Below are 12,178 nucleotides of genomic sequence, written 5' to 3'. Positions count from 1 at the left end.
CTTTGGGTCGTACGGGACTCCATACTCGCTGGAGCCCCATACGGCACTACCAGGGAGGCAGAGCATGGCCCTCACCACCCGTCGCAGAGCCCTCACCACCCTCGGCGCCGCCCTCGCGGGCTCCGTCGCCCTCCCCGTCACCCACGCGTGGGCGGGCGACGGGAAGCACGGCCCGCGACCGCTGTGGCGTGCCCACGCGCACAACGACTACGAGCACCCGCGCCCCCTCTTCGACGCCCTCGACCACCGCTTCGGAAGCGTCGAGGCCGACATCTACCTCGTCGGCGACCAGCTCCTCGTCGCCCACGACCCGGTCGACCTCGACCCGTCCCGCACCCTCGAATCCCTCTACCTCGACCCCCTCGCGGCCCGGGTGAAGGCCAACGGGGGGTCCGTGTACCGGGGTTACCGGAGGCCCCTGCAGCTCCTCATCGACATCAAGACCGAGGGCTCGTCCACGTACCTCGAACTCGATCGTCATCTGCGGCGCTACCGGCACCTGTTCACGACGTACGCGCACGGCCGCGTGTACCCGGGCCCGGTCACGGCCGTCATCTCCGGCGACCGAGCCGCCCGCACCCCCATGGAGGCGCAGACCGTACGCCGCGCCTTCTACGACGGGCGGCTCACCGACCTCGGCACCTCCGCCCCCGCGTCCTTCGTCCCGCTCATCAGCGACAACTGGACGCTGAACTTCACGTGGCTGGGTGTGGGCGCGTTCCCGGACGCCGAGCGGGCGAAGCTGCGCGGAATCGTCTCCACGGCGCACGCGCGGGGCCAGCGGGTCCGCTTCTGGGCGACTCCCGACGCGCCGGGCGCCGCCCGTGACGCACTGTGGGGCGAACTCCTCGCCGCCGGCGTCGACCATCTCAACACCGACGACCTCGCCGGACTCGAAGCGTTCCTGGACGCGCACGAGCGGCCGTAGGACAAACGGGCGCAGGACACCACACGTTCGGCGGACACGTCAGCCGCACGGACGAACCCTCCGCTACGCCACACTTGCGGCCGAACGCCGCGAAGCGGACGTGGCGGAGGAGGTTGACGATGATCGTGTCCATCTCGGTGGTACTGCTGCTCCTGATCCTGGCGGTGGTGTTCCTGCGCAACGGCGCGCTGAAGCTGTCGCATGCCCTGGTCTGCATGCTGCTCGGTTTCTGCATGGCCAGTTCGAGCATGGCCCCGACCATCCACAACGGGCTCACGGCCACGGCGGACATCGTGAGCAGCCTCAAACCGTGACGCCGGCCGTGATGCCCGCCGGGTCGACGGGGTGCGTCAGGGGCGGGAGAACACCCCGATGCCGTTCGGGACGGGGCGTTCGGCGCCGCCACTGGGGTGGTTCCACACGGACACGCCGGCCGCACCCGGTTCGCGCGCGACCAGCGTGGTCGAACCGCCGCCGTCCAGACTGAAAGCGTCCGTCGCGCCCAAGTACCGCATGATGTCGGCCACTTCGGCGATGGTGAGTCCCGTGCGGAACTCGGGCGCCCCGTCCAGGGCGAGCAGCAGCATCCGGCGACCGCCGTTCGCGATGCCGGCGGCGGTGCGCACGGCCGAGACCCTGGCGTCGAGGCCCGGCAGCGGCCGGCCGCCGGTGAGGACCGGGTAGCCGCCGATCGCGAAGGCGTACGGGACGCGCGCCTTCGCGGCCACGAGCCGGTGCCGTACCGTGACCCGCTCGCCCACCGACAGCTTGCGCAACTGCTGGGCGCCCGCCTCCCGGCCGACCAGGACGGTCGTGCCGGACGCGATGGCCCCCCGGCCCGGCGAGTCGGCCGCCGACACCACACGGCCGTCGGTGACCGTCACCTCGTACGTGTCCGTGCTGCACGGCGCCGCACGGTCGGTGTCCGTGCCGCAGACGGCCCGTTGCCGGGAGACCCCGCCCCAGTCCGAGGTGAACGCGCCGATGGAGTCCTCGGGCAGCGCGTACTGGTTGAGGCCGCGCAGGGGCAGGGCCTTCTCCTTCGTGCTGGCCGAGCCGGAGAGCGCGAGCCGGTCCAGGCGGGCCGTGCGGTCGGTGCCGACGCCGAAGACGTGTTCGGTGTTCGTGCCGGGCGGCAGGGCCGGGCCGAAGCGCTGACCGTCCGGGACCGCGGCCTTGAGGCGGTGCCCGGCAGCGATCGCCGGGCCGACGGACGCCCCCGTGGCCTCGACGCCCGGGTGCTGGGTCTCGGTGATGTTGAAGAAGTCGCCGTTGACCCCCGCGACGGCGCCCGCCGTGGTGGCGAGCCGTGAGACCGTCGCCCGCGCCGCCACCGCTCCGGGATACAGCAGACCCACCTGTACGTGCGGGTCGCGCAGATCGACGCTCAGCACATGGGCGTGTGCCACGCCGTTCGCCGCATCGATGTCGAAATCCCTGTACTCGACTCCCGGCGCGATGGTGACGGCGTCCGGCGCGGCACTGGCCGGCGCCGCGCCCACGAGGGCGGCACCGACCAGCACGTTCCAGACCGCGAGAACCGTCAGTACTGTTCTGAACCGTCCGAACCGACGTGTCACGACGACCCCCTGATGTCTCGTCAACTGTCCCAGGACTCAGGGGCAGTGGACCAGATCGCGGGCGCCGTGACGGTGGCTATGCGCCGACGACTCGGGAACGGATCAGAAAACGCACTCCTTCGGGTGCTTCCAGGGAGAAACCGCTGCCCCGGCCCTCGACGACATCGACGATGAGCCGCGTGTGGCTCCACACCTCGTACTGGTTCCGCGACATCCAGAACGACACGGGCTCGTCCACGCCCTCGACCTCGAGTTCGGCCAGCAGCACGTCCGAGCCGCCCGTACGGAACTCGCCCTCCGGATAGCACATGGGCGCGCTGCCGTCGCAGCAGCCGCCCGACTGGTGGAACATGAGCGGCCCGTGAGCGGCACGCAGCCACCTCAGGAGGTCGGCGGCCGCGTGGGTCAGCTCGACGCGGGGGACGGCGTCGGTCTCGGGGGCGGTGTACGGGGAGGTCTCCTGGGCGGTCTCCGGGTCGGTCACGGGGCATCACTCCTCGGGTCGGCGGTCCCAGCCAAGCACCTGGCACGTTGCACCGAGGTTGCGGCTCCGTACCGTTCCGTACGCACGAAAAACGATGGTTGTGCAAAACGTTTTGGATGCCTAGCTTGTGCCGCATGAGTGACAGAACCACCCCGTCGGCGGGCCGCCTCCTGGTGCGCGGCTGCGATGTGCTGCGCGTCCCGCCGACGGGTGAGTGCGAGGTCCTGCGGGCGCGGGACATCGTGGTGGCGGACGGCGTCATCGAGGCGATACGGCCGTCCGGCGCCGCCGCCCACGCTCAGCCGGACGCGGATGCGGACGCGGACGCTGATGTCGATGTCGACGTGATCGACGGGCGAGGCATGCTCGCCGTCCCCGGCCTGGTCAACGCGCACACGCACAGCCCGATGGTGCTGATGCGCGGCGCCGCCGAGGACGTCACGGTCGAGGGCTGGTTCAACGACCGGGTCTGGCCGATGGAGAGCAACCTCACCCCCGCCGACGTACGGCTCGGCGCCCGGCTCGCCTGCGCCGAGATGATCCGCTCCGGGGTCACCACCTTCGCCGACCACTACTTCTTCCCCGAGCAGATCGCCGAGGCGGTCGCCGGGACGGGGCTTCGGGCCGACATCGCGCCCACGCACTTCAGCAGCCGGGGCCAGGAGGCGCTGGAGGACACCGTGCGGTTCGCCGAGGAGTGGCACGGCGCGGCCGGGGGACGGGTGACCGTCTCGCTCGGGCCGCACGCGCCGTACACCGTCGACGACGCCGACCTGCGGACCCTGGCCGGGCACGCCCGACGGCTCGGGGTGCGCGTGCACGTCCACGCCGCCGAGCACCTGGAGCAGACGCACTCCAGCCTGGAGCGGCGTGGCATCACCCCGATCCGGGTCCTGCACGAGACAGGCGTGCTGGACGCCGGCGCCCTCATCGCGCACGGCTGCGGGATCGTCGAGCAGGACCTCCCGCTGCTCGCCGAGCACGCGGACACCACCGCCGTGGCCTGCTGCCCCAAGGTGTACCTCAAGCACGCCCTGTCCCCGCTGACCCCGGTCCGCGAACTGCTCGCCGCCGGGGTCACCGTGGCGGCCGGCACGGACGGCGCCGCCGGTCACAACACCCTCGACATGTGGGAGGCGCTCCGGCTCGTCGCCCTCACCCAGAAGCAGGCCGTGCGGGACGCCACGTGGATGACGGTCTCCGACACACTGAGGCTGGCCCTGCGCGGCGGCGCCCGCGCCCTCGGTCTGCAGGACCGGATCGGCGCGCTGGAGCCGGGCATGCGGGCCGACATCGTCCTCACCGACCTGTCCGGTACGCACTGCCGTCCGCTGCACGACCCGCGCGCCGCACTGGTCTACAGCGCCCGGGCCTCCGACGTGCGCACGGTGATCGTCGACGGCCGGGTCCTGATGCGGGACGGCGAGTTGCTGACCGTCGACGAGGGCGAACTGCTGGCCGGGGCCGACGCGGTGGTGGCGCGGATCCTCGACACCTCCCACGGGACGGCGGTCCAGCACTATGCCCCCTGAGTCGTACACCGTGGGCCGTCAGTCGCCCGTCCGCCGGCCCGCCTCGATCAAGGACGTGGCAGCCGCCGCGGGTGTCAGCCCCACGACCGTCTCCCACGTCCTGAGCGGCAACCGGCCGGTCAACGAGGACACGGCGGCCCGTGTCCGCAGCGTCGTCAACCGCCTGGGCTACGTCCCGGCCTCGCTGGCCCGCAGCCTCCAGGCGGGCTCCACCTCGGTGATCGGCCTGCTGATCCCCGACATCAGCAACACCTTCTTCGCCGAGCTCGCCAAGGGCGCCGAGGACGCCGCCCACGACCTCGGCTACGGACTGATCCTGTGCAACACCGAGTTCGACGCCGACCGCGAGGACCGCTATCTCGGCATGATCCGCAGCCGGTTCATCGACGGCATGGTGTACGCGTCGGGGTCACCGCCGTCCCGGCGCCGGCTGGAGGCCCTGATGGGCAAGTTCCCCATCGCCCTCGCCGACGAGGAGGTCGAGGGGCTCCAGGGCGCGCTCATCGCGACCGCCGACCACGAGGCGGGCGGACGGCTGGTCGGCGAGCACCTGCGGGCGCTCGGTCACCGGCGGGCCCTGATGCTCACCGGCCCGCGCGCCCTGAGGAGCGGTGTCGCCCGGGCGAACGGCTTCGTCCAGGCGTTCAAGGGCGATGTGGTGGAGCGCGTCGGCGACTTCAAGGAGGGCTCCGGCCACCGTCTCGTCGCGGACCTTCTGGCACAGGGCGGCCTTGACCGCACCGCCGTGTTCGCGGCCAACGACCTGATGGCCTTCGGCGCCCTCACCGCCCTGCGGGAAGCCGGGCTGTCGGTGCCGGACGACATCTCGGTGGTCGGCTTCGACGACATCCGCGCCGCCTCACTGGCCCACCCGCCCCTGACCACCGTCCACCAGCCCGCCTACGACGTGGGCCGCACCGCCACCGCGCAACTCCTCCAGTACGTCTCCCGGGGCGAGGTCCCGCCCGCGTCCCGGCACACGCTTCCCGTCGAGCTGAAGGTGCGGGGCAGCACGGCCCCGGTCACCGTGGCCGCCGCTCGCTGACCGCCCGGCACTCCGTTCCGGCTGTCTCCGACCGCCGAGGACGCCCACGCCGGCCCGACCTGCCCTGCCCTCCCGCCCTGCCCTGCCCTGTTCGAAAGGCGGTTCGCCATGCCCAGAGTCCTCGTCGTCGGCGAGTCCTGGTTCACGTACACGGTCCACCAGAAGGGCTTCGACGCCTTCCACACGGCGGAGTACACCGAGGGCGGCGGCGTCTTCCTCGACGCGCTGCGCTCACGCGGCCACGACGTGACGTACGTGCCCTCGCACGAGATCTCCACGCGGGTGCCGGACTCCGCGGACGGATTCGACGCGTACGACGTCGTGGTCATCAGCGACGTCGGCGCCAACAGCTTCCAGCTCCCGCCCGAGACCTTCAGCGCTTCCATTCCCGCCCCCGACCGCTCCGAGCTGGTGCGGGACTTCGTGGAGCGGGGCGGCGGGGCGCTGATGATCGGCGGCTACCTCAGCTTCAGTGGCATCGACGCCCGCGCCCGCTGGGGCCGGACGCCGCTGGCCGCCGCGCTGCCCGTGGTGATGCTCGACCGCGACGACCGGGTGGAGCTGCCGTCCGGTGCCGTGCCCCGGGTGGTGGGCGAGCACGCGGTCGTACGGGGCCTGGAGCGGGCCGCCTGGCCGGCGCTGCTCGGTCTCAACGAGGTCGCCGTACGCCCGGAGGCCGCCCTGCTGGCCGAGTGCGCGGGGCATCCGCTGCTCGCGGTCGGCGGCCACGGAGCGGGCAGGTCCGCCGCGTTCACCTCCGATGTGGCACCGCACTGGGCGCCGCCTCCGTTCCTGGCCTGGGACGGGTACACGGAACTGTGGGACCGGCTGGTGTGCTGGCTGGCGGGGGAGGAGCTGTGACGGCCGGGGAGATCGGTGTGGCCGATCCCGATCCCGATCCCGGCCCCGGCTCCGGCTCCGGCTCCGGTCCCGGTGTCGGCACGCCCCACATCGCGGCCGCGCCCGGCGACTTCGCCCCGCTCGTCCTCATGCCCGGGGACCCGCGCCGGGCCCGGCGGATCGCCGAAACGTTCCTCTCGGACGCGCGGCTGGTGACCGACGTCCGCGGCGTCCTCGGCTACACCGGCACCCACCGCGGCGAACCGATGTCGGTCCTCGCCTCCGGCATGGGCATCCCGTCCGTGTCGATCTACGCGACGGAACTCTTCCGGTACTACGGCGTGCGCAGGATCGTCCGCGTCGGCACGGCCGGGGCACTCCCGCTCTCGGTGGCCGTGCGGGACGTGGTGATCGCCTCGGCCGCGCACACCGACTCCAGCGTCAGCCGCGTCCTCGTGGACGGCGTGACCCTCTCGCACACGCCTTCCTACGGACTGCTGCGCGCGGCGGCGGACGCGGCGGAGCACCAGGGCGAGGACGCCGTGCACATCGGCCCGGTGTTCACCAGCGACCACTTCTACCTCGACCGGCCCGCCCTCTTCGACGCGCTGGAGCGCAGGGGCACGCTCGCCGTGGAGATGGAGGCGGCGGGCCTGTACGCGGCAGCCGCCGCCGAGGGCGGTGAGGCGCTCGCCGTGCTGACCGCCTCCGACCACCTGCGGACCGAGGAGGCCCTCTCCGCCGCCGAGCGCGAGACCTGCTTCGACCGGGCCGTGCGCATCGCCGCGGCAGCCCTGCTCGGTGATGTCCTTGGCGGTGTCCTCGGCGATGTCCGAATTCCTCCTTGAGGTAATCAGAACGAAACCCGACGCCATAGCCAAAACGTTTTGCACTTCCTACTGTCAACGCAACGCATACCAAGGCGAGCAACAATGATCGGCCACTCACTGATCGGGAGAACGATGATGCGACACGGAAGAAGCGCCGCCCTCGTGGTGGCGGGGGCACTCGCGCTCACCGCGTGCGGAGGTTCAGGAGGGGGCGACAACTCCGGAGCGGCGGCGTCCGGAAAGCCGCGCATCAAACTCGTGATCAATGGAGGGCTGGGCGACAAGTCCTTCTTCGACTCCGCCTACGAGGGACTGAAGAGGGCCGAGAAGGATCTCGGCTACGAGCTCAAGGTGGTCGAGCTGGGCTCCGACCGCACCAAGTGGGAGCCCGGATTCGAGGACGCCGCAGCAGCCGACGACTACGACATCCTGGCCGCGGGCACCTTCGAGGTCACCGACTACATAGGCGAACTCGCCCCGCAATACCCGGACAAGAAGTTCTGGCTCTTCGACGCCCCGGTCGACTACACCGGCAAGAACGGCACGTGCTCCAACAAGTGCGAGAACGTCTACTCCGTGACCTTCAAGCAGAACGAGGGCGGCTATCTCGCCGGATTCCTCGCCGAGAAACTCGTGGCCGATAAAGCCCTCAAGGGAGCGGAATCCCTGAAGAAGGTCGGCGTCATGCCGGGCGTGAAGATCCCCGTCATCGACGACTTCGTCGCCGGTTTCAAGGCGGGGTTCAAGGACGCCGGCGGAAAGAACTCCGACGTGCTCGTGCAATACGTCGGCGGCGACAAGCCGTTCGGCGACCCCGCCAAGGGCAAGGAGATATCCACCGCCATGTACGGCCAGGGCGCCGCGCTGGTGTGGCCGGTCGCGGGGCTCTCCGGACTCGGCACCTTCGAGTCGGCCGTCAGCGCCGGGCGCTACACCTTCGGCGTGGACTCCGACCAGTACCAGACCCTCACCGACCAGGCCCAGAAGGACACCGTCGTCACCTCCATCCTCAAGAACGTCGGCAACGCCCTCTACCAGGCTTCGCGGGCCGACAAGAAGGACGCCCTGAAGTACGGCGCCGTCGACACCGTAGGACTCGCCGACGACGCCGTGGGCTACGTGGACGACGCCCACTTCAAGGAGCTGGTCCCTCAGAAGACCCGTACCGCACTCCAGGAAGCCGCCGACAAGGTGAAGTCCGGTTCCGTCACGGTCCCCAGCGCCCTCTAGCCGGAAGCGGCCCCGCGAGATGAACGAGTCATGGGACGACGCCGGACCGGCCGTCGCCGCCCGCGCGGTCACCAAGACCTACGGCAACGGCGTGCGCGCCGTGCGCGGTGTGGGCCTCCAGGTCCCGCCGGGCGAGATCCGCGCGATCGTCGGTGAGAACGGCGCCGGCAAGTCCACGCTGATGAAGCTGTTCTACGGCCTGGAACAGCCCAGTTCCGGTGAGATCCTGATCGGCGGCAGGGCGCGCGTGCTGCGTGGTCCCGGCTCGGCGATAGCCCTGGGCGTGGGCATGGTCCACCAGAACCTCATGCTGGTGCCGTCCTTCACCGTCGCCCAGAACGTCGTCCTCGGCGTCGAACCCGGCCGCCGCGGCCTCGTCGACGCCAAGGCGGCCGTCGAGACCACCGCACGGCTCGCCCAGGAGTCCGGCCTCGCCGTCGACCCCAGGGCGCGCGTCGACGAGGTGTCCGTGGGCATGCGGCAACGCAGCGAGATCCTCAAGGCGTTGCACCGCAGGGCCCGCGTCCTCATCCTCGACGAGCCGACCGCCGTGCTCACCCCGCAGGAGACCGAGGACCTGTTCGCGGCGGTGCGCCGGCTGCGTGACGGCGGCATGACGGTGCTGTTCATCTCGCACAAGCTGCGCGAGGTACGGGAGATCAGCGACAAGGTCAGCGTGATGCGGGCCGGGTCACTGGTCGGGACCGTCGTGACCGCCGACGCCACCGAGCGTTCGCTGGCCGCGATGATGGTCGGGCGTGACCTGTCGCCGGCCGTCGAACGCGCTCCCGGCCGCCCCGGCGGCACGACCCTGCGCGTACGGGGCCTGGAGTACAAGGCCCCGGCCGGTCAGTCCCTGCACGGCCTCGACTTCGACGTGGCCTCCGGGGAGATCGTCGGCGTGGCCGGCATCGAGGGCAACGGACAGACCGAACTCGCCGAGATCCTCGCCGGGTTGCGCCGCCCCACCGCGGGCACGGTCCACGTCGGCGGCACCGACACCGCCGGTCTCGACGTCGCCGGGCACCGCCGGGCGGGCGTCGGCTACGTCCCCGAGGACCGGCTTCACAACGGCGCCGCCCTCGACGAGTCCATAGCCGACAATTTCGTGGTCGACCGGCACAGCCGCCCGCCCCTCGCCCGCCGCGGTGTCCTCCGGCCCAAGGCCGTGCGCGCCCAGGCCGAACGCCTCATCTCCGACTACGCGATCCGCACCCCCGACCCGTCCGTGCCCGTGCGCGCGTTGTCCGGCGGCAACCTGCAGAAGGTGATCGTCGCCCGCGAACTCTCCGCCGGGCCGAGCCTGTTGATCGCCTCGCAGATCACACGCGGGGTGGACGTCGGCGCCATGCGGTTCATGTACGAGCGACTGGTCGCGGCCCGTGACGAGGGCGCCGCCGTGCTGCTGATCTCCGCCGACCTCACCGAACTGCTCGCCCTGTCCGACCGGTTGCTCGTCCTCAAGGACGGCCGCCTGGTCGCCCGCTTCGACGACACCACCGGGCTCACCGAGAAGCGGGTCGGGCTGTACATGCTCGGCGTCGAGCAGCACGGCCGGGAGCAGTTGGCGGCCGGTCTGGACGACTCCGGAGAGGAGTCCGCCGTATGACCGCCACCCTCGTCGAGACCGAGGATCGCCGCGAGTACCGTGCCACCCGGCGCCGAGGCCTGGCCGTCGACCTCAGCATGACCCTGGCCACCATCCTGGCCGCCCTCGCCATCGGCTTCGTCGTCATGCTCGCCACCGGCAAGGACCCGGTGGCGGCGTACGAGGCGATGCTCACCGGGCCGCTGGAGCGCTCCTTCCGGGTGGGCCGCTGGCTGGAGGACGCGACCACGCTCACGCTCCTCGGGCTGTCGGTGGCCATCCCGTTCCGGGCCCGGCAGATCAGCCTCGGTGCCGAGAGCCAGCTGTACGCCGGGGCGCTGGCCGCGGCCATGGTGGCGGTCTTCGTGCCGCTGCCGCCCGTCGCCGCCGTGATCGTCCCGCTGGTCGCCGCGGCCGCCGCGGGCGCCGGAATGGGCCTGGTTCCGGGCGCGATGAAGGCACGCCTCGGCGCCAACGAGATCGTGGCCACGCTGATGCTCAACGCCATCGCCGTACGCGTCTACGACTACCTGGTCAACGGCCCGCTCAAGCAGCCCGGCAGCAGCGCCGTGCACTCGGAGCCGATCCGGCCCGACTCCGCGCTCACCCCGCTCCAGGAGTGGTTCGGCGTCCCCCTGGGCCGCGCCAACACGGGCTTCGTCCTGATGCTTCTCACGGCCGTCGCGCTCTGGCTGCTGATCACCCGCACCCCGCTCGGCTACCGCATCCGCATGACCGGCTCCAACCCCGGCTTCGCCGAGTACGGCGGCATCCGCGTGCCCCGCGCCATCGAGTGGAGCTTCGTCATCGGCGGCGCCGTCGCGGGCCTCGCCGGAGCGCACCTCGTCCAGGGCGTGTACGGGCGCCTCGAACCGGGACTCGCCGGCAGCCTCGCCTTCGAGGGGATCGTGGTGGCGCTGCTGGCCCGCAACAACCCGCTGGTCGTCGTGGTCGCCGGACTCTTCTACTCGTACCTGCGCTCCGGCGGAGACATCATGGAACAGCAGACGGACGTCGGCACCGAGATCGTGGTGATCATCCAGGCGGTCATCGTCCTGCTGGTCACCGCACAGGCCCTGCCGGACCTCCTCAAGCGCCGCATCGCGCGCAGGCAGGCGGGTGGTGCCCGATGAGCTCCGTCCTCGACGTCGTCCTCAGCAGCGCCTTCCTAGCGGCGGTGCTGCGGGTCGCCACCCCGTACCTGCTCGCCGCGTGCGGCGGACTCGTCGCCGAGCGCGCCGGGATCAGCAACATCGCCCTGGAGGGCCAGATGCTCTCCGCCGCCTGCACCGGGGCACTGGTCGCCGGGTACAGCGGGTCGGTGACGGCCGGCGCGGTGTGCGGCATCGCGGTCGCCGCGCTCCTCGGTCTGCTGCTCGCCGCGCTGCGCCTGGAACTGGGCGCCGACGCGATCATCGCGGGCATCGGCCTCAACCTGCTCGCCTCGGGGGCCACCGCCTACACGGTCTTCACCCTCCTCGACGACAAGGGCGGCACGTCCCGCCTGAAGAGCGGCACCCTGCCGACGGTCACCCTGCCCGGCATCGAGAGTGTCCCCGTGCTCGGAGACGTACTGAGCGGCCAGAACCTCATCACCTGGCTGGCCTTCCTGACCGCCCCGGCCGTCGCCTGGCTGTTCTACCGCACCCGCTTCGGGTTCCACCTGCGCGCCGTCGGCGAGATGCCCGACGCCGCCGCCTCCGTCGGCATCGCGGTACGGCGCGTCCAGTACGCGGGTCTCGCGCTGAGCGGCGCGCTCGCCGGACTCGCCGGTGTCTTCCTCAGCATGGGCTACGTGTCCTTCTTCGTACGGGACATGACCGCGGGACGCGGCTTCATCGCGCTCGCCGCGGTCTTCCTCGGCGGCCTCAGGCCCTGGGGCGTCTTCCTGGCTGCGCTCGGCTTCGGCGCGGCGGAGGCACTGGCCGTACAGCTCGGCACGCTGGACGTGCCGCCGCAGCTGGTCTCGACGATTCCCTACGCGCTGACGCTCGTGGCGCTCGCCGCGTACGCGTGGCGCCGCAAGCGCCGAGGGGCCGCGGAGGTCACGGCCGCGTCCATGTGACGCCGACTCCTGACCCTTTCGATCCTTCGCACCGTGCCGCCACGCGGTGGTTCCGT

12 protein-coding genes are annotated in these 12,178 nt (G+C 71.6%); 10 read left to right on the top strand and 2 right to left on the bottom strand.

Features of this window, described 5'->3' with window-relative positions; translation table 11 throughout:
- Window positions 1–64: 64 nt before the first annotated feature.
- Window positions 65–928 (top strand): phosphatidylinositol-specific phospholipase C/glycerophosphodiester phosphodiesterase family protein, encoded by an 864-nt coding sequence (locus AB0959_RS04845; RefSeq protein WP_366824833.1) that lies wholly within the window; start codon window positions 65–67, stop codon window positions 926–928.
- A gap of 119 nt (window positions 929–1,047) precedes the next feature.
- A complete protein-coding gene (locus AB0959_RS04840) occupies window positions 1,048–1,242 on the top strand; it encodes a hypothetical protein (protein WP_366824832.1) in 195 nt (64 codons plus the stop codon).
- A 36-nt stretch (window positions 1,243–1,278) separates the two neighbouring features.
- Here AB0959_RS04840 and AB0959_RS04835 read toward each other — a convergent pair whose 3' ends face one another.
- Window positions 1,279–2,451: a phosphodiester glycosidase family protein gene (locus tag AB0959_RS04835; protein ID WP_366824902.1), complete on the bottom strand. Its 1,173-nt coding sequence runs from the start codon at window positions 2,449–2,451 to the stop codon at window positions 1,279–1,281.
- Between the two features lie 133 nt (window positions 2,452–2,584).
- The gene (locus AB0959_RS04830; protein ID WP_366824901.1) at window positions 2,585–2,917 is read right to left on the bottom strand and encodes a DUF779 domain-containing protein; all 333 of its coding nucleotides are present in this window, start codon (window positions 2,915–2,917) and stop codon (window positions 2,585–2,587) included.
- Between the two features lie 209 nt (window positions 2,918–3,126).
- On the opposite strand from AB0959_RS04830, the gene AB0959_RS04825 reads away from it, so the two are divergent.
- The 8 genes from AB0959_RS04825 (at window position 3,127) to AB0959_RS04790 (ending at window position 12,122) form a co-directional block, all read left to right on the top strand.
- Window positions 3,127–4,524: an amidohydrolase gene (locus tag AB0959_RS04825; RefSeq protein WP_366824831.1), complete on the top strand. Its 1,398-nt coding sequence runs from the start codon at window positions 3,127–3,129 to the stop codon at window positions 4,522–4,524.
- Window positions 4,514–5,569 (top strand): LacI family DNA-binding transcriptional regulator, encoded by a 1,056-nt coding sequence (locus AB0959_RS04820; protein WP_366824830.1) that lies wholly within the window; start codon window positions 4,514–4,516, stop codon window positions 5,567–5,569. Before AB0959_RS04825 ends, AB0959_RS04820 begins: the two co-directional genes overlap by 11 nt.
- Window positions 5,570–5,677: 108 nt before the next feature.
- Entirely contained in the window at window positions 5,678–6,430 is a 753-nt protein-coding gene (locus AB0959_RS04815; RefSeq protein ID WP_366824829.1) for a glutamine amidotransferase, read from the top strand.
- Entirely contained in the window at window positions 6,427–7,257 is an 831-nt protein-coding gene (gene deoD / locus AB0959_RS04810; RefSeq protein ID WP_366824828.1) for a purine-nucleoside phosphorylase, read from the top strand. The genes AB0959_RS04815 and deoD overlap by 4 nt, the downstream gene beginning before the upstream one ends.
- A 117-nt stretch (window positions 7,258–7,374) precedes the next feature.
- Window positions 7,375–8,469, top strand: a complete 1,095-nt coding sequence (locus AB0959_RS04805; RefSeq protein WP_366824827.1) for a BMP family ABC transporter substrate-binding protein — start codon at window positions 7,375–7,377, stop codon at window positions 8,467–8,469.
- A gap of 19 nt (window positions 8,470–8,488) precedes the next feature.
- Window positions 8,489–10,078: an ABC transporter ATP-binding protein gene (locus tag AB0959_RS04800; RefSeq protein WP_366824826.1), complete on the top strand. Its 1,590-nt coding sequence runs from the start codon at window positions 8,489–8,491 to the stop codon at window positions 10,076–10,078.
- Window positions 10,075–11,190 (top strand): ABC transporter permease, encoded by a 1,116-nt coding sequence (locus AB0959_RS04795; RefSeq protein WP_366824825.1) that lies wholly within the window; start codon window positions 10,075–10,077, stop codon window positions 11,188–11,190. The genes AB0959_RS04800 and AB0959_RS04795 overlap by 4 nt, the downstream gene beginning before the upstream one ends.
- Window positions 11,187–12,122 carry an ABC transporter permease gene (locus AB0959_RS04790; RefSeq protein ID WP_366824824.1) on the top strand — a complete coding sequence of 312 codons (936 nt, stop codon included), beginning with the start codon at window positions 11,187–11,189 and terminating at the stop codon, window positions 12,120–12,122. Before AB0959_RS04795 ends, AB0959_RS04790 begins: the two co-directional genes overlap by 4 nt.
- Window positions 12,123–12,178: the final 56 nt, after the last annotated feature.

Origin of the sequence: Streptomyces sp. NPDC046862 (assembly GCF_040704615.1) — a bacterium.
Taxonomy (GTDB): domain Bacteria; phylum Actinomycetota; class Actinomycetes; order Streptomycetales; family Streptomycetaceae; genus Streptomyces.
The sequence above is the reverse complement of the archived record's forward strand: the minus strand, read 5'-3'. Positions and strand labels throughout refer to the sequence as shown.

Coding starts and splice junctions, on each gene's coding strand:
- AB0959_RS04805 (WP_366824827.1), top strand. CDS start 7,375: ATGCGACACGGAAGAAGCGCCGCCCTCGTGGTGGCGGGGGCACTCGCG.
- AB0959_RS04800 (WP_366824826.1), top strand. CDS start 8,489: ATGAACGAGTCATGGGACGACGCCGGACCGGCCGTCGCCGCCCGCGCG.
- AB0959_RS04825 (WP_366824831.1), top strand. CDS start 3,127: ATGAGTGACAGAACCACCCCGTCGGCGGGCCGCCTCCTGGTGCGCGGC.
- AB0959_RS04845 (WP_366824833.1), top strand. CDS start 65: ATGGCCCTCACCACCCGTCGCAGAGCCCTCACCACCCTCGGCGCCGCC.
- AB0959_RS04790 (WP_366824824.1), top strand. CDS start 11,187: ATGAGCTCCGTCCTCGACGTCGTCCTCAGCAGCGCCTTCCTAGCGGCG.
- AB0959_RS04815 (WP_366824829.1), top strand. CDS start 5,678: ATGCCCAGAGTCCTCGTCGTCGGCGAGTCCTGGTTCACGTACACGGTC.
- AB0959_RS04820 (WP_366824830.1), top strand. CDS start 4,514: ATGCCCCCTGAGTCGTACACCGTGGGCCGTCAGTCGCCCGTCCGCCGG.
- AB0959_RS04840 (WP_366824832.1), top strand. CDS start 1,048: ATGATCGTGTCCATCTCGGTGGTACTGCTGCTCCTGATCCTGGCGGTG.
- AB0959_RS04795 (WP_366824825.1), top strand. CDS start 10,075: ATGACCGCCACCCTCGTCGAGACCGAGGATCGCCGCGAGTACCGTGCC.